Genomic DNA, 20204 nt, shown 5'->3' on the forward strand with positions numbered 1-20204 from the left:
TTTCCCGGCGAAGGCAACCCTGCATGATGGGCGCATGCTCCCTACCGACCACCTGGCCCAGGCAGACCGTCGCCCAGCTGTGATCGACACACCCCTCGGCACGATCGGCTTCTCCGTCACCCTCGGATCCGACGTGCTAGCGACCGAACCGGATACCTTGTGGCGCTTGCCGAACGGCTCGCACCTGCACCAGTGGCGGCATCGCGACGCGGCGGTAGATCTGTTGATCGGCAGCATCGACGTGCCGGCCTGGGACGGCGGCGCGCCGGTCCCGGTGTGGGCCGGAATCTGGCAGGTCCAGTCGCGTGCCAAGCTGCCGCGGCTGGTGATCTCGGCCGAGCTGACCGACATCCCCGGCAATGCGTTCGGCGGCCGCGACTCCGGCGAATGCCTCGCGGCGGTGAGCATCGAGAACGAGGACTTCATGGTCTCGATCGGCGGGCCGGATTCCGAACTGCTCTCCCTGCAGGCCGCTGACGGACGGTTGATGCCGACCAGCTGGGCACGTCTGCTGCCGACCAGCGACGACGAAACCGCCGAATACGGTGTGCGCTATAGCGATCCGGCCCGGATCGGCTGGCACCTGCCCGGCCTCAACACCACGCAGGTGGCTCGGCTGTGCATCGCGGCGGCCTGGTGTCCGCACGACAACGAGCGCCCCGCGGCCTGGTACGCGGTCGACATCCCGCTCGACACCGCCTACCACCATCTCATCAGCGATCCGGCCAGGTAAACGGCATCAACCGGGGTACCGGCGGCAGGGGCGAGGACTCGGGTGCGGCTCGGAATGCCTGGATCATCAACGCGGCGAACCGCCGAGAGGCCGCGAGGCGGGCCGCCGGAGTCGCCGCTTGAATGCCACTGTTGGCCATGATCGTGAGGATGAGGTCGTCCAGCACGACGTCGGCGCGCAGGCGGCCGGTGCCCTTGGCGCGGCGGATCAGCTCGGCGGCGCCGGTAAACGACGACGTGCGGATCGTCGCGAAATCGATCGCGTCCGGAAAGGTGGACATGAACGCCGCGCTGAAACCCTTGTCCTGGGCTTGCATCGCACAGAGCTGCTCGATCGCGACGCAGAAGCCGTGCCACGGATCCGGGTCAGCGAGCCCCTCGTTCACGATGACTTGGCAGGCCCGCATCTGGTCGGTGAACGCTTCGGTGACCAGCAGCTCCTTGGTCGGGAAATGCCGGTAGAGGGTGGCGGGACCGACCTCGGCGCGGCGGGCGATCGCCCGCATCGGCACGTCCAGTCCGTCGGCCAGGAAGACCGCGCGGGCCGCGTCGAGGATGCGTTCGCGGTTGTCCTGGGCGTCGGAGCGCAGGGTGTGAGACAAACGAGGGGTCACCGCTCTCACTTTAGCTAAACGGACGGGGGCGTCCGTTACGGTCCGATGGTCGGCTTCGATCGAACAGAAAACGGAGATATCAGTGAAGGCAGTACAGGTCCAAACGTTCGGCGGCCCTGAGGTTCTCACGGTCGTCGACCTTCCCGTACCGAAGCCCGCCGCCGGGCAGGTGCTGATCACCACGGAGGCGATCGGGGTCGGCGGTGTGGATGTGCTGCGGCGCAACGGCACACTGGCCGCTTACGGCGAGACCGCCGGTCACATCCTCGGCAGCGAGGTCGCGGGCCTCGTGACCGCGGTCGGTGATGGTGTCGATACCGCGTGGGTCGGTCAGCGGGTGTGGGCGTTGACCGACGGGACCGGTGGTTATGCCGAGCAAGCCGTCGTCGCGGACACGGCGCTCGTTCCGCTGCCGGAGGGCCTGTCGGGCGTCGACGCGGTGACGCTCGGCAGTTCCGGCATGGTGGCCCATTTCGCTTTGCGCCACGGTCATTTCACCGGCGGCGAGTCGGTGCTGGTGCGCGGCGCGGCCGGTGGGATCGGCGTCATGGCGGTGCAGCTCGCGGTTCGCGGTGGTGCTTCGGCGGTGGCGGTGACGACGTCGTCGGCCGAACGTGGGGATCGGCTGCGCAAGCTCGGCGCGACGCACGTGCTCGACCGCGTCGGCGCTGGGGACGCGGACGCTCCGGCGGGTTACGACATCGTCTTCGATATCGTGGCCGGCGCGGACCTGCCCTCATTCTTCACCAAGCTCGTGCCGAACGGACGGATGGTGGTGGTCGGTGCGATGGCGGGGTTCCCGGCGCCGGACTTCGCGATGCCGATGATCGCGGCGTTCCGGAAGTCCCTGTCGTTCATCACCTTCAGTGCCGACACTGTGCCTGTGGCCGATCAACGTGCGGGGACCGCTGAAGTGTTCGCTGCGGCTGGTCGTGGTGAGTTGGAAGCGGTGGTGCACGAGGTGCTGCCGTTGGAGGAGGCGGTTCTGGCACACCAGAAGGTCGAAGCAGGTGAGGTATTCGGCCGGATCGCGCTCACCCCCTCCTCGTGAACGGTTGTCCCCCAGGCTTCTCGCACAGGGATGACCGTGGTGTGCTCGTTCAGGCCGAGTACCTGCCGGACAGCAGGAGCGGCTCCTGTCGATGAAATCCGCACCCTCACTCGGGATCTGCACTCGAAATAGGGCCCTAGAGCCAGTGCGGATCCCGAGAGAGTGCGCGGATCTCGACACTGCGAGGCGCCGCTCTGGGCTGGCGCCGAAATCACGGGGACATGAGGGCGGCAATGTGCGGCCAGGCTGTCGTATGGCGCAACGGGCGGGCGAACGTCCGCAACTGAGCAGGGCGATCGGACTCGCAACTGGGCAAGGCGAACGGACTCGCGACCGACCAGGGCGATCAGACTCACGACCGGGCAAAGCGAACGAACTCGCAACCGAGCAAGGCGATCAGACTCACGACCGAGCAAAGCGAACGAACTCACGACCGGGTAACCACCAGCGGCCCGGCGGTCGCATTGCGCGGACGGCCGGGCACGGCGGGTTCAGACGATGTTGGCGGCGATCAGCAGGGTCCAGATTTCGCCTTGGTCGACGACCTCGACGCCGAGTTTCTCCGCCTTGGTCAGCTTGCTGTCGCCGACTCCGGCGCCGGTGATCAGCATGTCGGTGTTCGCTGAGACCGAGGAAGCCGCTGTCGCGCCTGCCTTTTCGCACAAGCGTTGGAAGGTCGGGCGGGCTACCTTCTCACCAGAGCGTGGGTCGCTGATCGCGCCCGTGATCACCACCGTCTTGCCGGCCAGGGGTGCGCCGGCTGCGACGACCGGCGGCAGGTCTTCGGCGCGCACGTCCAGGGAGACGCCCGCCGCGCGCAGTCGCTCCAGTTCCGGGCGCAGGCGAGTGAGGTGCGCGGTCAGGGAGGCGGCGACCTTCGCGCCGATATCGTCGACCGCGACGAGCCGCTCCTCCCCCGCGTCGGCGACCTCTTCGAGGGAGCCGAATCCGGCGCGGGCCAGGCGAGCAGCGGTTCCGTCGGAAGCCATCGGGATCGCCAGGCCGATCAAAGCCCGACGCAGGCCGACCTGGCGGCTCGCATCGATCGACTCGATCATGCGCGCGGCGGAGACCTCACCGATGCGGTCGAACTCGAGCAGGCGTTCCTTGGTCAGCGTGTAGAAGTCCGACGGGCTCTCCAGAATGCCTGCCTCAGCAAGGCGTTCGATCCAGACTCCACCGATGGCGTCGATATCGGCCGCCGATCGTGACGCCCAGTGGATCAGCCTGCGCACCGTCTGCGCGGGGCAGGAAACGTTGGTGCAGAACAGTTCTCGACTATTGCCCTGCTCGGTCACCGGCTGCTCACACGACGGACAGACGGTGGGCGACACGATCTCGCGCTCCTCGCCCGTACGTTTGGCGGCATCGAGCACGCCTGCCACGAACGGGATCACGTCGCCGGCGCGGCGCACCAGCACGGTGTCGCCGACCTTGATGTCGCGAGCCTTGATCACCTCTTGATTGGCCAGCGTCGCCTTCGTCACCGTGGTGCCGCCGACGAACACCGGCTCCAGCCAGGCGACCGGCACGATCTTGCCGGTCTTGCCGACGTCCCAGATCACCTCCCGCAGCAGCGTGGTCTTCTCTTCGGCGGCGAACTTGAACGCCAGCGCGCCGCGCGGGGAGTTCGACCGAGTTCCGGCCGCCGCGTACGCATCTCGGTCAGCGAGGCGCAGCACCGCGCCGTCGAGGTCGTAGTCCAGATCGTTGCGGCCCTGCTCGATCGCGGTGATCGCCGCCTGCGCCTGTTCGGCGTCGGCGCAGATCCGCATCTGCGCGCCGGCGACACCCAGCGCTCGCAGCCCCTCCCCGAGGTCGACCGCGGCGCCGCCGTCCGACGTATCCAGGTCGAAGCCGTAGAACTGCAACCGGCGCTCGGCGACCGTCGCCGGATCCTTCGCCCGCAGCGTGCCCGCCGCGGCGTTGCGCGGATTGATCAGCGGCTTGTCCGGGTGCGCCGTGTTGTAGGCGACGAAGGTCGAACGCAGCATCACCGCCTCACCACGCACCTCCACCCGCCCCCGGACATCGATCCGCTCCGGAACGCCGTCGACCAGCGCGCGAACCAGCATGGTCACGTCGTCGCCGGTGGTGCCGTCACCACGGGTCACGGCCCGCACCAGCCGTCCATCCTCGAAAACCAAAGACAGGGACAAACCGTCGAGCTTCGGCATCACCACCACCGACTGCCCCGGGAAGCGATTGAAGAACGCCTCGACCTGCTCCGGCTTGGTCGCCTTCTCCAGCGACAACATCGGCCGCGCATGCCGGATCGGCGCGTGCAGCACCGCAGGGGCACCGACCTGCTCGAGCGGATTCGGATCCGGCGCAAGATCCGGATGCGCCTCGATCAAACCGCGCAGCTCGTCCTCGATCGCGTCGTAGTCCGCGTCGGCGACCAACGGCGAGCCCTGGTAATAGGCGTCGCGCAGCGCCACGATGCGCTCCGCGAGCTCTTGGATACGTTCCCCTGTTTCCACAAGACCAGACGGTACCGATACCCACCGACACGTGCGACGAGGATCGGCAGGTCGGTGTGGCGGCGGGCGATCTATGCGGCCAGCGGAAGCTTCTTGACGAGTTTGTCGATGCGGTTACGCGGGCCGATGATCCCCACCGCGTAGTACGCCATGTCGTCGTGTTCGGTGTCGGCGAGCGCGTCCAGGTATTCGCCGTACACGCGGGTGTGCTGGGCCTGGCTCGGCATGTCGACGACGAACGTGCCGTCACCAGCGGCAGCTCGATCGCGCAGCGCGCGGAGTTCTGCACTCCCGGCGGCCAAGATCGCGCACCCCGCCCAGGGCAAACCGGGATGGACCTCGCCGGCCCCGTCCTTCCCGTCCGGGCCGAGCAAACCGGCGACCGCCGCGCCGGTCGCCGCCGCGACACACACCGCCGCGTTGATCGCCCGCCCCGGCGGCAGATCCGCGTCCACGATCACCACCCACTTCAGGCGGGCCGCACGAGTCGGTTCATCGATCCTGACCTCCTCTGGCGCGAAACCCACCGCCACTTTCGCTTGCTCCGGCATTTGCCACACCATCCCAACTTCATACGGCTGATTGGATGGAAGGTACGCAGTGGTTCAATATGCTGCAATCATTTCCGTATTTAGTACGGCACAAGGAGTGTTTCGGTGGATATGGACGAACTTGATAAGGCGATCCTGCGGGAATTGCAGTCGGATGCACGGCGCACCAACCGCGACATCGCCGCCGCGGTCGGCGTCTCCCCCACCACCGCACTCGAACGCACCCGCGGACTGAGCCGGCGCGGGGTGATCCGCGGCGCGCTGATCGATGTGGACCTACCCGCCATCGGCCGCCCGGTGCAGGCACTGATCGCAGTCCGGATCAGACCACCCTCCCGGACCATGATCGAAGGCTTCCGCAAGTGGGTGTGCAGCCTGCCCGACACCCTCGGCGTCTTCGTCACCACCGGTGCCGAGGATTTCCTCATCCACGTCGCCGTCCCCGACAACGACAGCCTCTACGCCTTCGTCATCGACAAACTCACCGAACGCCCGGAAGTCGCCGACGTCCGCACTTCCGTTGTCTACGAGCACGTCCGCAACACCCGAATCGCCCCCGCCCCCTAACCCAACCTCTCCCGCAAGAACCCGCAATCGGGGGTTCGACGCAGGGGGCACTACTCGCAGAACGCCACGAGAGACAGTCGGCCGTGGCCGAAACGCGATGCGCGGCATAGCGATCGAATCCGATACCTATCCGCGCAACGATGGGCATTACCCCAGTTCGGCGAGCCGCGGCACGGACGGTGCCATTCCGTCGATCCATGCGGCTGGCGCACCGCCAATCGGGATGACCAGAACCTCGTGCACCCCGAGCTTCGCGTAATCCTCCATCCCACGCACGAATTCATCGCACGTGTCCGGCGTCGGCCGCGGATTGCTGGCGACGATGGTCGTGCGGATCTCGTCGAAATCCCGTCCGACATCATCACAATGCCGCCGCAGGACGTCGAGCTTGTGCCCGACGTCCGCGGGCGACGAACCGACGAGGTTGCACGCGTCGCCGTACTGTGCGACCAGTCGTAGCGTTTTGCGTTCGCCGCCACCGGCGATGAGCAACCGCTCGAACCGTTCCGCGACCGACGGGAAGGGAACACCGAGCCCGCGATGCTCACGCTCGAACCACGCCGCACCGACGCCGAGCATTGCCCGCCCGCCGGACAACACATCAAGGGTGGCCACGATTTTGGCGAGCAGCCCGGGATGCCGGTAGGTCACACCGGTGACGAGCAAGCCGAGACCGATCGTCGAGGTGTGCGCCGCCAGATATCCGAGCGTCGTATATCCCTCCAGCATGGCCGATTCCGTCGGAAAACCGGTCAGCGCGATCTGGAAGTAATGGTCCATGAACGACAACCAGGTCGCCCCCGACGCCTCCGCCGCGACACCGATCCGGGCAAGTTCGCCGGCGATCGCAGCGGTGCCGCCGTCGATTTCGAAATCGGAGATGTGAAAACCGAGATCCATGAAATCCCCCTCATACCTGGATATTCCGTACATCCACGGTAGATCCTGAGGGACGTTGCCTCCAGCCCTCGGATCTCCTCGCGCCATAGGTTCGGCCAAGCGCCGGGCACGCGCGCGGGTGCCAGGCAACGCTCGGCATCCAGGACCCGACTCGACGGCGCGGTCACCCTCCGCCCAGGACCCGATGATCTCCACTACGAGATGTTCCTCGGCCGCCCGGTGTGGATTCCCCGACGCGGCCGGGTTCAGCACGTTCCGCGGCTTACAGCGTCCTCCGAGCGGGTGCCGCGCGATTCAGTCACCCGGATGGGCGCGAAGTGCTGCGGTGAGCCAGGTGAATACCGGTGCCAGATCAGGCGTTTCAGGCCAGCCGTTGATCGCCGAGACCAGACGCCAATAGCGTTCCACACGAGGATCATTGGCGACGTCGAGCCGCTCGAGCAGCCAGCGCCGCAATCGCGGGTCGTCGGGCTTTCCGAACGTATCGGCGTAACGAGCAGTCAGTGCGTCGACAACCGCAGCGGCCGTATCGGATTCGGGCTCGACCCCGTCAGTGAGCGCCTTGCCGACTTCGGCGCGAACGGCTTCGGTCAGCTCGTGATGCAATCCGGTGGTATCACCATCGGCCCGTTCCCGCGCCTGATACTCGGCCATCGCCCGCACCGCCTCGCGGAAGTCGTTGTCCTGCACCAACTCCACGAGTTCCATCCACGCCGTGATCTGCTCGGTCGTCGGATCGTCCGGCAGCTCGGGCATGCTGGTCCGCACCAGCTCCACCATGGCCGGGTTCGCGTCCACGCCGCCATACGCCGCGTCGGCGAAATCGTTGATCAGCCGGTGCCGTTCGGCCTCCGACATGCGCATCAGGTTGTGCATGAGGTCCATTTCCGTTCGCTGGGAACCCCGTTCGGCTACCGCTCGCAGTACCGCGCGCCGCGTGCGCAGGATCCGGATCTGCACGTCGAGGGCGTCGGCATGTGCCGTGGCGACGGCGGTCACCGACGTCTCGTGCGCCAGCACCCGCGCCACCGTGGGCAGGTCGATGCCCAATTCGCGCAGTGTGCGTACCAGTTCCAATCGTGCTGCGGCGTCGGCGTCGTAGAGCCGGTACCCGCCGGGGCTGTACTCGGTCGGCGGCACAATCCCTTTGTCGGCGTAGAACCGAATCGTTTTGACCGTCAACCCGGTCCGTTCGGCCAGAGCCCCGATCGTCAAGAGCGTGTCGTCGTCCATTCCCCAACCCTCCAGCCTCCCCTAGAGGGAGACGCAAGCCCGATTGTGCCGAGCGGGCCGGGCATGCGCGACGATGGGGACGTGAACGCTCCCGCACCCGGACCCGTTTTCGACGTGATCGCCGTATTGAACGGCGTGGTGGACCTGCGGTCCTATCCACGCCGCAACCTGGTCCTGAGTTCGCCACAGACCGGCGGTTTCGTCTTCGGTGCCGACGGCTATCAGCGCGCGATCTTCGAACCGGTGGTCCATCTGGTCAACGGTATCGAGCTGCTCGAATCACAGGGCTGGGAGCTGGTCACCGTGCTCGAACGGAACATCCAGAACGTCTACTACACCATGGCATTCATGCGCCGGACTTGAGCCGATCGTACGAGCGCTCGCTTCAGGAAAACCCCTGATTTCCTCGCCTCGACCGCAGAAACGAATAAACGTGCAGATCGGCATCGCGCTTCCGAACCAAGTGGGTGACATGACGGCCACGCTGAACCGCATGGTGCGCTGGGGCGAGGGGTACATCGGCGGTTCGCTGCCGATCGCCATGACGGCACCGAGTTTCGAAGCGGCGCGTCGAGCCTGGCGGGAAGCAGACCGCGAGGGAGGCCCGAGACTCGTCGCCCTCACCTACTTCGCGCTGAGCGACCCTACTCGGACCTCGACGACATCACCCGGCTCGCCGACATCGTCACCTGACGGCGCGGGCCGTCCCCGGCAGGCCGGGCTGTATGACGCTGATCTCGCCGGTTATCGTTGACTCGTCACGTGGGCGACGGCGCACGTGTAAACGTCCTGAGGGAGAATGCGGACGTGAGTGACGCGATAGTGCCGGGATCCGGCGGGAACAGATTCGATGCGGTGGAACGGTTACGTCGGCGGCTTGAAGGCCTGAAGGCCGCCGAGGCCGGTTCCCCCGAGGCGGATCAGAGCGCAGCGAAACTCACCCGGCTGCCGCGTAGCCCGCGGCGCATGACCGAAGAACCCGGCGAACGTCCGCGCAAAACCTGGCGCACGGAAGGCGACGCCATCCACGAAGCGCCGCCGACCAGGCCCGTGCTGCGATCGGAACTCCAGCGCGACACCGGATGGTGGACGGCCGATCCCGGCCAGGTGCCCGATCCGGACAGCGGCGAACAGGATGGAAGCGTCATCGATCTCGGCGCGGTACGGCGCAAACGAGCACGTGACGATGCTCCGGCCGCCGGCATCCGACGCCGGGCCAGGCCGCGCAGGATCGGACCCAGCACGGATTCCGGCGACTCCGATTCGCCCCAGCCGGATGGACCTCCGCAGCAATAACTGTCGTCTGACCTTTCTAAGGCGAACGCAATTCCGGTAACATGGCGCGAGATGCCAGAAACCCGCCGGATACCTCCAGAGCTCGACTTCACCTCGACGAAGCGCGGATGGATGGATCACGGCACGCATGTCGCCGTGCACCGGCACCGCCAGGGACAACTGCTCTATCCGTCCACCGGCGTGCTCGCCACCACGACCGAACTCGGCACCTGGGTCTCGCCGGCGGACCGCCTCACCTGGACGCCACCCGGTTTCGCGCACAGCCACCGCGCCTACGGGGAAACCGAGATCCGCATCCTCAATCTGCCCCGCGAACTGTGCGGCAGGCTGCCGGATCAGCCGACGGTCTTCGCGGTGACTGCCCTGCTGCGGGAAGCGCTGGTCGCCCTCACCACCGATCGCCCGTTCCAGCCCGGCGCCCGGGAACGGTTGCGCCACATCGTGATAGACGAATTGACCGACATACCCGAACAGCTCGTCTATCTTCCCGAGCCGCGCGATGACCGGCTGCGCGCCGTCACCGATCTGCTGCACGCCGACCCGGGCAACACCGCCACGCTGTCCGAGTTGGGACGTGCGGCCGGCGCCAGCGAACGCACGCTCAGCCGCCTGTTCCAGGCCGAGCTCAGCATGAGCTTCCATCAGTGGCGAACGCTGCTGCGCATCCAGCACGCTCTGGTGCATCTGCTCGACGGCAGGTCGGTCACCAGCACCGCGCTGGCCTGCGGCTGGTCCAATCCGACCAGCTTCATCGAGGCGTTCACCGCCATCGTCGGACAGACTCCCGGCCGCTACCAGAGCGACCTTCAGCGGGCGCGCTAGAACTTGGCGGGTTTCCGGTATCGAGTGACAGGATGCCGGTGGTGAGCAGGTTCGGCCGCGCATACCGTATTGGTATTCCGCCTCGGTGAATTCCTCGAGTTCAAGGACTTTCGCCCCACGGCTGATTTTCGAATAGAGCCACCAAAGGAGCACCCGATAATGTCCATAACGGACGAGAACACCACCGTAGTGATCATCGGAGCGGGAGTCTCCGGACTGACGCTCGGAAACTTCCTGCTGCGCAGCGGAATCGATTGCGTCATCGTGGAAAAGCGCAGCCGCGATTATGTCGAACAGCGACAGCGTGCCGGAGTCGTCGACACTCGCGGAGTACGTATGTTCCGCGAATGGGGGCTCGAAGATCGGGTACTCGGCGGGGCACCACTGCAACTGGTGATGAATTTCCGGATCGACGGCGAGACGCGTCCGCTCGAATTCGCCTCGGACGATTACGCGGACGGACGTTTCTGCCCGCAGCAGGTCCTCGTGCGGAACCTCATCGACGTTTTCATCAGCGACGGCGGCGACCTTCGCTTCGAGGCCGACGTCTCCTCGGTGCACATCGCCGACGAACATCCACGCGTGCACTATCGCGACAGCGCCGGCACGAGCAGGACGCTCACCTGCGAGTTCATCACCGGTTGCGACGGTGACCGTGGCGTCAGCAGGGCCGCCATCCCGGCCGAGACCCTGACCCGATACGCCCATGAATACGGCTACGCGTGGCTGACCATCTTGGCCGAGGTCGCGCCCAATCATCAGTCCATGATGTCGCTACATTCGCGCGGATTCGCGGGCCAATTCGCTCGCGGCCCGCACGCGAGTCGCTTCTATTTGCAATGCCCGCTCGACACTTCCGCGACACAGTGGACCGACGAGAAAATCTGGGCCGAGCTCGAAACCCGCTTCGGTGAACCTGTCGCGGACAAGGGCCGGATCGTCAATACCCAACTGGTGCCGCTGCGCAGCGTGGTGTACAGCCCGATGAGTTACGGCCGGTTGTATCTGCTCGGCGACGCCGCGCACATCGTCCCGCCGATGAGTGCGAAAGGAATGCACCTCGCCCTGCACGACGCCGAGGTACTCACCAAGGCCATAGTCCATTACCAGGCCAACGATCACGATTCGAGCCCGCTCGAGAGTTACTCGTCGACCTGCCTCGATCACGTGTGGAACTATCAAGCGTTCGCGGCCTGGTGGACCGAGCTGGTACACAACGCCGGAGACGTTTCCTATCAGGGAGAGTTCCGCCACCAGATCGCCCGAGCCGACTTCAAGCGCCTGTTCGAGTCCGGTTCGGCGAACCGTTTGTTCGGCGAATTCATCACCGGGATGAACTAGCGCACGTCGTCGGTGGCGTAGCTCACTCGATACCCCATATTTGGTGGCAACGGAAACTCCGTTGGCAGCAAATACCTTCAACACGGTAGCTTGCGGAAATGGAGATTCGAGTGGGCGAGGTGCCGGTCCACTATGTGGAGCACGGGACCGGCCGACCTGTTCTGATATTGCACGGCGCCGGCGTCGACCACCGCGAAACCGAGGCTTGCTTCGAGCAGGCCTTCGACGGCACGGAGGGGTTTCGACGGATCTATCCGGACCTCCCCGGAATGGGCCGGACACCCGCCCCCGAAACCCTGCGCAGCGCCGACGATGTCGTCGACACCCTGCTCGGATTCGCCGACGAGGTCAGCGCCGGGTCCGCACCGCTGCTGATCGGCCACTCGGCGGGCGCGTACTTCGCCCAAGGAATGGCCGCGAAACGTCCCGCACAAGTAGCCGGCCTAGCGCTCATCTGCCCGCTGCTGTCGGAATCACGCGACATCCCCGAACACCGCGTAGTCGTCGGATCGGGCGACATCGGCGACGACGAATTCCGCGGCTACTTCGTCATCCAAACCCCAGAAATGCTCGAACGATACGAACGCTACGTAGTCCCGGGAGCCGAACTCTTCGACCACGAAGCACTCGACCGGATCGGCGAAAAATGGTCCCTCACAACCAATGCCGCCCCTGCCTACTCCGCCCCGACCATCATCATCGCCGGCCGACTCGACTCCACAGTCGGCTACGCCGCCGCCACCGACCAAGCCAACCACTACCCCCACGCCTCCCTAGCCGTAATCGACGACGCAGGCCACGCCCTCCCCCACGAACAACCAGCCCTCCTCCGCGCCCTCCTCACCGAATGGCTCACCCGCGTAGAACGCTCCAGCTGACCCCAATTTCTGAGTATTCGGTACGCGTGCGAACCCACCGGCGAAAGACTCAATTCGCTTGGCGCACTTTGGTTAATGCGTAGTGATAGCTCGGGAATTCCTCGCCTTGTGATTCGCGGAGATCCATTGATACCGTTCGGCTCAGTAGGCGCGTAGGTCGCCGAACAGGTTGGAACGGAGGGAAATTCGTTTGAAGCGCGTTATCACCCTGGCCTTGGCCGGTATTGCCATCACCGGGCTCGCTGTGGGCGCGGCGGGGGCTCGCACGATCGACGGTGGGTCCTACTCGACCCGGGCGGCGTGCGAAAGCGCCGGTAAGGCGCAGTTGCACGGTGAGGTGATCGGTTACCGGTGCAGTGCCACTTCGCCGAATTCGGCGACCGGCGACTACAACTACGTGCTGTACCTCGAGACCAAGGACGCCAACCGTCCCTGCCAGACCGGCGGCACCGGTTCCGCGGCGGCATCGTCCGAGGCCTTCTGCCTTTTCCAGCAGCCCCGATAGTCGATGCGAATTCCCGCTTCCCGCTGTGGAAGCGGGAATCAGCGCCGGTGAACCTCGAGCGCCGAGCGAACTCCGCTTTCCAGCGCACCCTCGATCCAAGCGGTATTGAGACTGGTGTGGTCGCCGGCGAAATGCACCCGCCCCTCGACCGCCCGGGTCGCGAGATGATGATCGTGCAACTGGCCTGGCGTCGGCATGGCAGCCTCGCCGAGCGCATACCGTGCGCGCACCCAACTCTGGGTGATCCCGACTCCGGTGAATTCGGCATCGACCCGCGGACCGAACAACTCACGCATCCCCGCCAACGCGAAATGCACCCGCTCACCCTCGGTGAGTGAATCCCACCGCATCGCATCCTCGGCGAGGGTGTAGGAAGCCAGCACCACACCACCGTCCGAACCCTCGACATGCGACGGGAAATACATGGACCGGCTCGGCAGATCGACGGTGCAGCGCCCGCCGCGAAACCCGTTCTCGCCCTGCTCCCAGAACCGGCTTCTGAACTCCAGCAACACTTTTGTCGCCGCATCATGGTGCATTTCGATGATCGCCCATCGCTTGTCATAAGACAGCGGCGGCTCGAAAGCGCAGAACCGGGCCGCGGTCAGCGGAATCGCCACGATCGCGTAGTCGGCCTCGAACGACTCGACCGGATCGATCGGACTACCGTCGGAACTCTCGTCCCCGGTCTCCGCGGTCGTCCAGACCCGCACCCCGTGCTCGGTCTGTTCCAGCCGAATCATCCGCTTACCCATCAGGATCGACGGCCCGATCCGCTGAGCCAGCGCATCGGTGAGCGACGCCATGCCACCCGCCAACTCCCAATAGGTGGCATCGGACGGGATCAGCGTGTGGTCGACGAGCGGGAAGACGACGCTGTGCCGCATCCGCGCGGTCATGTTCTCGAGCGTGCCGACGGCCTCGATTCGTTCCTTCGTCCACCCCTGGTCGATGAGATATCCACGCAGGGAATGGTTTTCGTACTTGCTCAGCAACCGGGTCCAGCCCTCGACTTGCCGCTCGATCGGCTGCCCGGACAGCGCCGTGGCTTGGCGCAGCACGCTATCCATGACCGCACCGCTGGATTCACGCAACTCGCAACCGAAACCCGCGTGCACCGCGCCCGGGTTCGCCGCGTATTCCCCACGGGTCACGGTCATTCCGTTGACCTTGATCAGACTGCGCCCGGCCGAAGGCGGCGGAACATAGTGCGTCTCAGGCCCGTTGGACCATTCCTCGCCGGTGAACGACCGGTAGAACACCGCCGGAGTGGGAGGCGTCGCGGTCTCGGCAAGCACATCGGAGTTGTAGAACGGCCTCCGCGGCACACCGAGCTTGTCCGCCAACGCCAACACCATCGGATGCACACTGGACAACCGCATCGCCCCGGCCTCGGCATGCAGTGCGGGATCGGAAAAGACTCCCCGGAACGTCTTGACCCGCCCACCAGTGCGATTTCCGTTGGCCTCCAACACCGTAACCTCATGCCCCGCGTCGGCAAGCAGGCCGGCGGCACTCAACCCGGCCGGGCCCGCCCCGACCACAATGACCTTCTTACGCCGATCCGTAGCGGGCAAACCGCTGTCGATGAGGATCTTCAAATAGGCCAGCGTCAGGTCGGCGCCATTCTCGTCGACCCCCAACAACTCCCGCGCAAGCAACTCACTACGGTCGCCGGAACCGCCGATGCTCTCGGTCGAGGCCGGCGCACAGGCACTCGCGACCGCCCCCGAAGCGACAGCACCGGCAGCCAAAGCCGTACTCAACAATCGCCGCCGAGAAACCCTGTCCGACATTCCCGATCCTCCCGGAACCAGGGGCAATGCCCCACCTCTGCCCGCGGAAGATCCTCCGCACCTCCCGATATTCGGATCCGACAGCAACCCGGATGGGTCGCCCGGTGACGTAGGTCAAAAGACGAAACCGCGCAGCACCACGAACCGAATGCCGCCGACCGCCGCCATGATGATGATCACCGCACCCGTCTGCGCCAGCGCACCGAGTCCTGGCGCCCAGAATTCGAGCCCGGCCAGCGCCGCCGTGCTGATCAGCAAGCCGACCAGAGCCAGCCCGCCGCCTTCCCACTGCGCGGTGAACCAGTCGACCCGTCCGGCGGCTTGGAAGGTGAGCTGCCGGTGCAGTTCGTTCGCGATCACCGTGCTCACGATCGAGCCGGCGATATTCGCGACCATCGTGCCCATCCCGTTCATGACCAGGAACAGCAGCACATAGGCGAGGTTGCTGGCCCCGCCGACCAGGGCGAAGCGGATCAACTGCGCGAACGCGTGATCCCCGCGCAGAAACCGCCCCACGCGGGCGAACCATTCCGCGCGCAGCACCGAGTCGCCGAGGATCGGGTTGTCCGCGTATGCCGTCCGCAGCCCGGAGGCGACCAATGCTGTGCTGTTCACAGGAGTACTGTCGCCAGCCCGGCTGATACCGACCTGACCCCGAGCTGACACGTCCGCTGACATGACGTTCTGCCTGGTCACACGTGGTGACCAGGCAGTCGTCTACCCGTTGGTCAGGCCGGTTCGACAGGCAACCACAGCTCGCAGGTCGCGGTGCTGAAGTCGTCCGCGCGGTCGAGCACCGCGACGATCGAGGGCCCCCTCCGCAACCGCCACGGATTGGACGGGAACCAGTCGGTCGCGGTCGCGGCCCACGTCTGTTGCAAGGCCTGCGGATACTCTCCGGCAGTACGGAAGACCGCCCAGGTGCCGGTCGGGACCTCGATGGCGTCGAGGTCGTCGGCGACCGCGGTGTCCGGCGAGACCGCGACTCCGTGCAGGTACGTCAGTTCACTGCCCTCGGTGCTGTCCGGATCGAGGTCGTCACAGACTTGCAGCAGTCCCGCGGGCTCGGCATCCCCGAGTGCCTTCAGCCGCAGATGCTCCTCCTGCGGCAGCGCGGCGATGTGCTGCTCGATATGCGGATTGACGCCCTGATGGATGAGCGGAACCCGAGCCGCGTGTCCGACCAGCCGGAACGCGGATCGATCGATAATGCGGGTGTCCATAGGAATGCTCCCTTCGACAGTCAGGCGAAACCTGAGTTGCGGTTGTGTGCGAAGGGGGCCGCCGTCCCGGCGAACCTCGCTGGGCCCAGCGCCGTGCACCGCCCGGAACGCGCGACCGAACGCCTCGCTCGATCCGTAACCGTGCCGCACCGCGATGCTCAGCAAATCGTCCTCGCCGCGAACCACATCCGCGGCCGCGACCGTCATCCGCCGCCGCCGCACATACTCCGACAGCGGCATCCCCGCCAGCGACGAAAACATCCGTCGCAGATGGTATTCCGTCGTACCGAGCGTCTTCGCCAACCCACTGATGTCGAGCTCCTCGGTGAGGTGCGCGTCGACGAGGTCGACAAGCTGATTCAGTGCCGAGATCATGCGGCCTCCCTTCGACCTCAACTCTCGCGGAACAATCCCCGCTGTACCCGACCGCTACGAACCGATCCGATCATCCTCGGACCCGTCAACTGAAACGGGAGTGTCGTACCCCTGTGTCAGGCTGACGACATATCGACCCACGGCCGGAGGAGAGCGAGATGGCCGAGACCGACAACAAACCCGAGGCCAGACTCGTCGCGCATTGCCGGCGCTGTCACGGCTGGCTGCTGTCGGCGGAATCAGTCACCCAGGGCATCGGACCGACCTGCGCGATGCGCGAACGCGCCGAGCAACGTGCCAGTCGAGCGCTGACCCTGTTCGACATCTCTGCCTGAAACAGCGCCGAAATTCCCGCTGCGCCACAGATATACGGCGTCAGCGGGAATGCAGGATCCGGAACCTACCGGGGTCCGACGGATCTCGGTCGACGACTTGGACCGGCGGCCAAACCCATTGCCACACACCGATATCCGGCGTGCGGGAGAACTGGATCTGCCCGCGCGTGCCTTCGACCGCGACGCGGCACCAGGATTCGGCGATCCGCCCCCGGTCCACGCCGTGCGCGCGCAGCAGGTCGGCGAGGACGGCGATCGTGTCGTAGCCCTCGAAGGCGACGAAGGAGGGGGCTTCGGTCAGCCGCTCGCGCAAAGCTGTCTCTACTCGGGCACCCAGCGGGGTGAGGCGCTCGGGCAGGTAGCGCAGGAACGGGATCGCGGCGCCGTCGTCACCCAGCAACCTCGACCATTCGGCGAACTCCGGTTGTCCGGCCGGAGCACCGATCAGGAGGTCGGCGAGGCGCGGATCGCGGCGTACGACCTGCACGAGCGGCACGGCCGGCTCCGGGGTGCCGACCAGCAGCAGGAGGACGGTCGCGTGATTGTCGACGAGTTCGTCGCAGACGTCCGCGGGATCGAGCGCGCGCAACTCGATGACCGTGCCGCCGCGCGGCGCGAGATAGTCCCGCAGAATGCCCACCCCGGCCGCCCAGTAGACACTCGGCGCCGCCGCCACGGCAATACGCGTGTGCCCCGCGCCGAGGAGAAAGTCCGCATAGGTCTGCCAGCCGCGCGACTGCGCCGGGGCAAGGCGCGCAACCCATTCCGTCGGCTGTTCGGTGAGCGAATCGAGCACCGCCGACGAGCAGAGGAACGGCAAACCGAGGGCATCCGCCCTGGTAGCAGCAGCGCGCGCAACAACGCTGTGATACTCCCCCGCGATGGCAACCACACCCGATTCAGCCAACTCCGTCACCGCCGCAGCGGCCCGCTCAGGATCAGCCGCCGTATCTCGGACCACCAACGCGAGTGCCCGCCCACCGATCCCACCGGCTTCATTGATCTCTCGAACACCCAACTCCAGTCCAGCCAGCAAATGACGGCCCGCCTCGACCCAACCGGGCCGCGTCAGCGGAACGAGACCGCCGATCCGAACGGACGATCCGTCAGTCGATGTGCTCATGAATTGGATTCTGCCGTATGCAGATTCGGACCAGAGCGACCGTCAGGAGTGCTGGCTGCCGAATCAGAAGTTCGGCGACAGGACGCTGAGGCACATGCGGGTGCATTCGGCGGCGAGTTCGGTGGTGGTCATGGTGATGGTGCCGTCGAGCCAGCCTTCGATGAGCTGGTTGACCCCGCCGGTGACGAACATGGCCGCGCGGCGAAGCTGATCTGGTGGTTGTTCGGCGTCGAGCACTTCGGGGGCGTGCTGGACGACGAGGTCGGCGATCATGGTGAGGACGTCGTGCCGTCGTTCGGCCAATCCGGGAACGCCCGCGGTGTCGCTGGTGACGATGCGCAGGATGTGCGGGTCGTTGGCGACGGTGTCGAGGAAGGCTTGCAACGCCGCTTGAAGTTTCTCCGCGGCATCACCGTCGCGGGACAGTCCGGCGGCAACCATCGCGGCGAGAAGCTGGTCCCGGACGTCGTCGGCGATGGCGAGCAACAGCGCCTCGCGATTGGCGAACTGCTCGTAGAAGTAGCGGTCGTTCAGCCCGGACAGCGCGCAGACGCCGCGCACTTTCACTCCCGCAGGCCCGGATTCGGCCCAAGCCTGACGGCCGGCCGCGAGCAGACGCGCCCGGCGATCGGCCCGCCGGTCCTCGGCGCTGATGCCGCCGTAGGGTCGCACAACTTCTGCCCTGGTCATTGACACCACTTTAGGCCCAACCGTAGATTGGATGACGAACGTCACCAGAATTCCGATTCAAAGGAGAATCATGACGGTCAACGACGTCACCACCCCGGTCGGAAACCCCTATCAGCGGATCTACGAGCCGCTGCTGGACGAACGCGACTACCGCGTCGCGCAGATCGACGGCACGCTGCCGAAGGAACTGACCGGCACGCTGTACCGGATCGGGCCGGGCAGGCATCAGGTCGGTCGCACGTTGCTGCACAGCATCTTCGACGGTGACGGCATGGTGTCGCGGTTCGTCCTCGACGGCACCTCGGTGCACTACCGCAACCGGTATGTCCGCACCCGGCATTTCGAGCACGGCCAACGCAGCGACCGCATCCGCTATCGCGGTGTCGGCACCCAGATTTCGGGCGGTCCGGTGGCCAATATCGGGCGACTACCCGCCAACGTGGCGAACACCAACATCGTCAACTACGACGGCGGCCTGCTGGCGCTGTGGGAACTGGGCAACCCGCATCGAATCGCCCCGGATACCCTGGATACATTGGGTCCCTTCGATTTCGACGGCAAGCTCGGCTTCCTCGGCGCGTTCTCCGCGCATCCGAAGTGGGACCCGGTGACCGGTGAGATGTACAACTTCGGCCTGGACCTGTTGCCGACCCCGCGCATCCGCACCTACAAGGTGGACCGTGCCGGCACGCTGCACCGGCTCGCGACGGTTCCGATGCTCGATCTCGCGTGGAATCACGACTTCGCGCTCACCCAGCGCTATCTGGTGTTCGCGCTCGATCCGCTGATCCCCGACATCCCCAAGGTCGCGCTCGCCACCCACTCGTTCATCGACTCACTGCAATTCAAGAAGTCCAAGGGCACCCGATTCCTGTTGGTGCCCAAGGCCGGTGGGAAACCGCGCATCGTCGAACATGAGGCGCTGCTGCATTTCCACCTGACCAACGCCTACGACGACGGCAACGATGTCGTGGTCGAGCTGGTCCGCTTCGACACCAGATGGAACGAGGTGCGCAGACTGACCAACGCGGTGAACCCGGGCTCGCCCGAGAGCCCGCAATTCCCGGAATCCCGTTTGATGCAGTACCGAATCACCCAGGGCGGCACGGTAATCGAACGCGAACTCACCGACCGCTCGGTCGAGTTCCCGCAGTACGACTGGCGCCGCTCCACTCGCCGACACCGCTACAGCTACCTCTCTGGCAAAAGCGCGGGCGCAACGGTATACGACTCGATCATCAAGCTCGACCATCGAACCGGTACCGAGACAAGCTGCGACTTCACCGCGGGCTCGGTGGGCGAACCCCTGTTCGTGCCCCGCACCCCGGACGCCGCCGAGGACGACGGCTGGCTGCTGGCACTCAATCATGACCTGGCCGAACACCGTTCACAGCTGGTCGTCCTCGACGCCCGCGACCTCGAGCGCGGCCCACTGGCCACCGCATGGCTAGAGCACCACATCCCGTGGGGCTTCCACGGAACCTTCACCCGCCGCCGACATTCGGCCGACGCCGACTGAAGGCGCGGCCGACCGCATCAACCCCGAGCCCCGGCGATCAGCGCGCCACTTCGACCACGCAGCACCCCGTTGACTCGATCACACCGTCCCCCTACAGTGATGGCAGTCACTGATTGAAACGTTTCAATCAGTGACGCTACCGATGTCCACCACTCGTAGACACGTCTGCT

The 20204-nt window shown here is 65.9% G+C and carries 22 protein-coding genes; 12 read left to right on the top strand and 10 right to left on the bottom strand.

Annotation, left to right across the window (positions count from 1 at the left end):
• The first annotated feature begins 79 nt into the window (after positions 1-79).
• Positions 80-733: a hypothetical protein gene (locus tag AB0M22_RS31670; RefSeq protein WP_364734713.1), complete on the top strand. Its 654-nt coding sequence runs from the start codon at positions 80-82 to the stop codon at positions 731-733.
• Here the strand turns inward: AB0M22_RS31670 and AB0M22_RS31675 are convergent.
• Entirely contained in the window at positions 714-1346 is a 633-nt protein-coding gene (locus AB0M22_RS31675; RefSeq protein WP_364734715.1) for a helix-turn-helix domain-containing protein, read from the bottom strand. The genes AB0M22_RS31670 and AB0M22_RS31675 overlap by 20 nt on opposite strands.
• Positions 1347-1428: 82 nt before the next feature.
• Here AB0M22_RS31675 and AB0M22_RS31680 point away from each other — a divergent pair, with 82 nt between their 5' ends.
• Positions 1429-2397, top strand: coding sequence for a zinc-dependent alcohol dehydrogenase family protein (locus tag AB0M22_RS31680; RefSeq protein ID WP_364734717.1), 969 nt, complete (start codon positions 1429-1431; stop codon positions 2395-2397).
• 491 nt (positions 2398-2888) lie between these two features.
• Here AB0M22_RS31680 and ligA read toward each other — a convergent pair whose 3' ends face one another.
• On the bottom strand, positions 2889-4880 hold the full coding sequence (ligA, locus tag AB0M22_RS31685; RefSeq protein WP_364734719.1) for an NAD-dependent DNA ligase LigA: 1992 nt from the start codon (positions 4878-4880) through the stop codon (positions 2889-2891).
• A 71-nt stretch (positions 4881-4951) separates the two neighbouring features.
• Positions 4952-5431 carry a DUF2000 domain-containing protein gene (locus AB0M22_RS31690; protein ID WP_364734721.1) on the bottom strand — a complete coding sequence of 160 codons (480 nt, stop codon included), beginning with the start codon at positions 5429-5431 and terminating at the stop codon, positions 4952-4954.
• 111 nt (positions 5432-5542) lie between these two features.
• Here AB0M22_RS31690 and AB0M22_RS31695 point away from each other — a divergent pair, with 111 nt between their 5' ends.
• Positions 5543-5998 (top strand): Lrp/AsnC family transcriptional regulator, encoded by a 456-nt coding sequence (locus AB0M22_RS31695; protein WP_364734723.1) that lies wholly within the window; start codon positions 5543-5545, stop codon positions 5996-5998.
• A gap of 147 nt (positions 5999-6145) precedes the next feature.
• Here AB0M22_RS31695 and AB0M22_RS31700 read toward each other — a convergent pair whose 3' ends face one another.
• Positions 6146-6898, bottom strand: a complete 753-nt coding sequence (locus AB0M22_RS31700) for an LLM class flavin-dependent oxidoreductase (RefSeq protein ID WP_364734725.1) — start codon at positions 6896-6898, stop codon at positions 6146-6148.
• 294 nt (positions 6899-7192) lie between these two features.
• Positions 7193-8131 carry a MerR family transcriptional regulator gene (locus AB0M22_RS31705; protein ID WP_364734727.1) on the bottom strand — a complete coding sequence of 313 codons (939 nt, stop codon included), beginning with the start codon at positions 8129-8131 and terminating at the stop codon, positions 7193-7195.
• An 81-nt stretch (positions 8132-8212) separates the two neighbouring features.
• Here AB0M22_RS31705 and AB0M22_RS31710 point away from each other — a divergent pair, with 81 nt between their 5' ends.
• From AB0M22_RS31710 to AB0M22_RS31740, 7 genes are all read left to right on the top strand, one after another.
• The gene (locus AB0M22_RS31710; RefSeq protein ID WP_364734729.1) at positions 8213-8494 is read left to right on the top strand and encodes a hypothetical protein; all 282 of its coding nucleotides are present in this window, start codon (positions 8213-8215) and stop codon (positions 8492-8494) included.
• Positions 8495-8564: 70 nt separating this feature from the next.
• Complete coding sequence (locus tag AB0M22_RS31715) at positions 8565-8885, top strand: hypothetical protein (RefSeq protein ID WP_364734731.1); 321 nt, start codon at positions 8565-8567, stop codon at positions 8883-8885.
• 53 nt (positions 8886-8938) lie between these two features.
• On the top strand, positions 8939-9427 hold the full coding sequence (locus AB0M22_RS31720) for a hypothetical protein (protein ID WP_364734733.1): 489 nt from the start codon (positions 8939-8941) through the stop codon (positions 9425-9427).
• Positions 9428-9478: 51 nt separating this feature from the next.
• Entirely contained in the window at positions 9479-10249 is a 771-nt protein-coding gene (locus AB0M22_RS31725; protein ID WP_364734735.1) for a helix-turn-helix transcriptional regulator, read from the top strand.
• Between the two features lie 159 nt (positions 10250-10408).
• Positions 10409-11590 (top strand): 4-hydroxybenzoate 3-monooxygenase, encoded by a 1182-nt coding sequence (locus AB0M22_RS31730; RefSeq protein WP_364734737.1) that lies wholly within the window; start codon positions 10409-10411, stop codon positions 11588-11590.
• Between the two features lie 98 nt (positions 11591-11688).
• The gene (locus tag AB0M22_RS31735) at positions 11689-12468 is read left to right on the top strand and encodes an alpha/beta hydrolase (protein ID WP_364734739.1); all 780 of its coding nucleotides are present in this window, start codon (positions 11689-11691) and stop codon (positions 12466-12468) included.
• 190 nt (positions 12469-12658) lie between these two features.
• Positions 12659-12973 (top strand): hypothetical protein, encoded by a 315-nt coding sequence (locus AB0M22_RS31740; RefSeq protein ID WP_364734741.1) that lies wholly within the window; start codon positions 12659-12661, stop codon positions 12971-12973.
• A 38-nt stretch (positions 12974-13011) separates the two neighbouring features.
• On the opposite strand, the gene AB0M22_RS31745 is transcribed toward AB0M22_RS31740, so the two are convergent.
• The 3 genes from AB0M22_RS31745 to AB0M22_RS31755 all read right to left on the bottom strand — a co-directional run bounded on the left by AB0M22_RS31745 (position 13012) and on the right by AB0M22_RS31755 (position 16367).
• The gene (locus AB0M22_RS31745) at positions 13012-14769 is read right to left on the bottom strand and encodes an FAD-dependent oxidoreductase (RefSeq protein WP_364734743.1); all 1758 of its coding nucleotides are present in this window, start codon (positions 14767-14769) and stop codon (positions 13012-13014) included.
• Positions 14770-14883: 114 nt separating this feature from the next.
• Positions 14884-15327: a GtrA family protein gene (locus AB0M22_RS31750; protein WP_364735145.1), complete on the bottom strand. Its 444-nt coding sequence runs from the start codon at positions 15325-15327 to the stop codon at positions 14884-14886.
• Positions 15328-15497: 170 nt separating this feature from the next.
• Positions 15498-16367: an AraC family transcriptional regulator gene (locus tag AB0M22_RS31755; RefSeq protein WP_364734745.1), complete on the bottom strand. Its 870-nt coding sequence runs from the start codon at positions 16365-16367 to the stop codon at positions 15498-15500.
• Positions 16368-16525: 158 nt separating this feature from the next.
• On the opposite strand from AB0M22_RS31755, the gene AB0M22_RS31760 reads away from it, so the two are divergent.
• Complete coding sequence (locus AB0M22_RS31760; protein WP_364734747.1) at positions 16526-16702, top strand: DUF6011 domain-containing protein; 177 nt, start codon at positions 16526-16528, stop codon at positions 16700-16702.
• A 40-nt stretch (positions 16703-16742) separates the two neighbouring features.
• On the opposite strand, the gene AB0M22_RS31765 is transcribed toward AB0M22_RS31760, so the two are convergent.
• Both AB0M22_RS31765 and AB0M22_RS31770 read right to left on the bottom strand, forming a co-directional pair.
• Entirely contained in the window at positions 16743-17825 is a 1083-nt protein-coding gene (locus tag AB0M22_RS31765) for an ABC transporter substrate-binding protein (protein ID WP_364734749.1), read from the bottom strand.
• A gap of 63 nt (positions 17826-17888) precedes the next feature.
• Complete coding sequence (locus AB0M22_RS31770; RefSeq protein WP_364734751.1) at positions 17889-18515, bottom strand: TetR/AcrR family transcriptional regulator; 627 nt, start codon at positions 18513-18515, stop codon at positions 17889-17891.
• Positions 18516-18585: 70 nt separating this feature from the next.
• On the opposite strand from AB0M22_RS31770, the gene AB0M22_RS31775 reads away from it, so the two are divergent.
• On the top strand, positions 18586-20034 hold the full coding sequence (locus AB0M22_RS31775) for a carotenoid oxygenase family protein (protein WP_364734753.1): 1449 nt from the start codon (positions 18586-18588) through the stop codon (positions 20032-20034).
• Positions 20035-20204 lie beyond the last annotated feature (170 nt).

This window comes from Nocardia sp. NPDC051756 (assembly GCF_040681495.1).
Taxonomy (GTDB): Bacteria; Actinomycetota; Actinomycetes; order Mycobacteriales; family Mycobacteriaceae; genus Nocardia.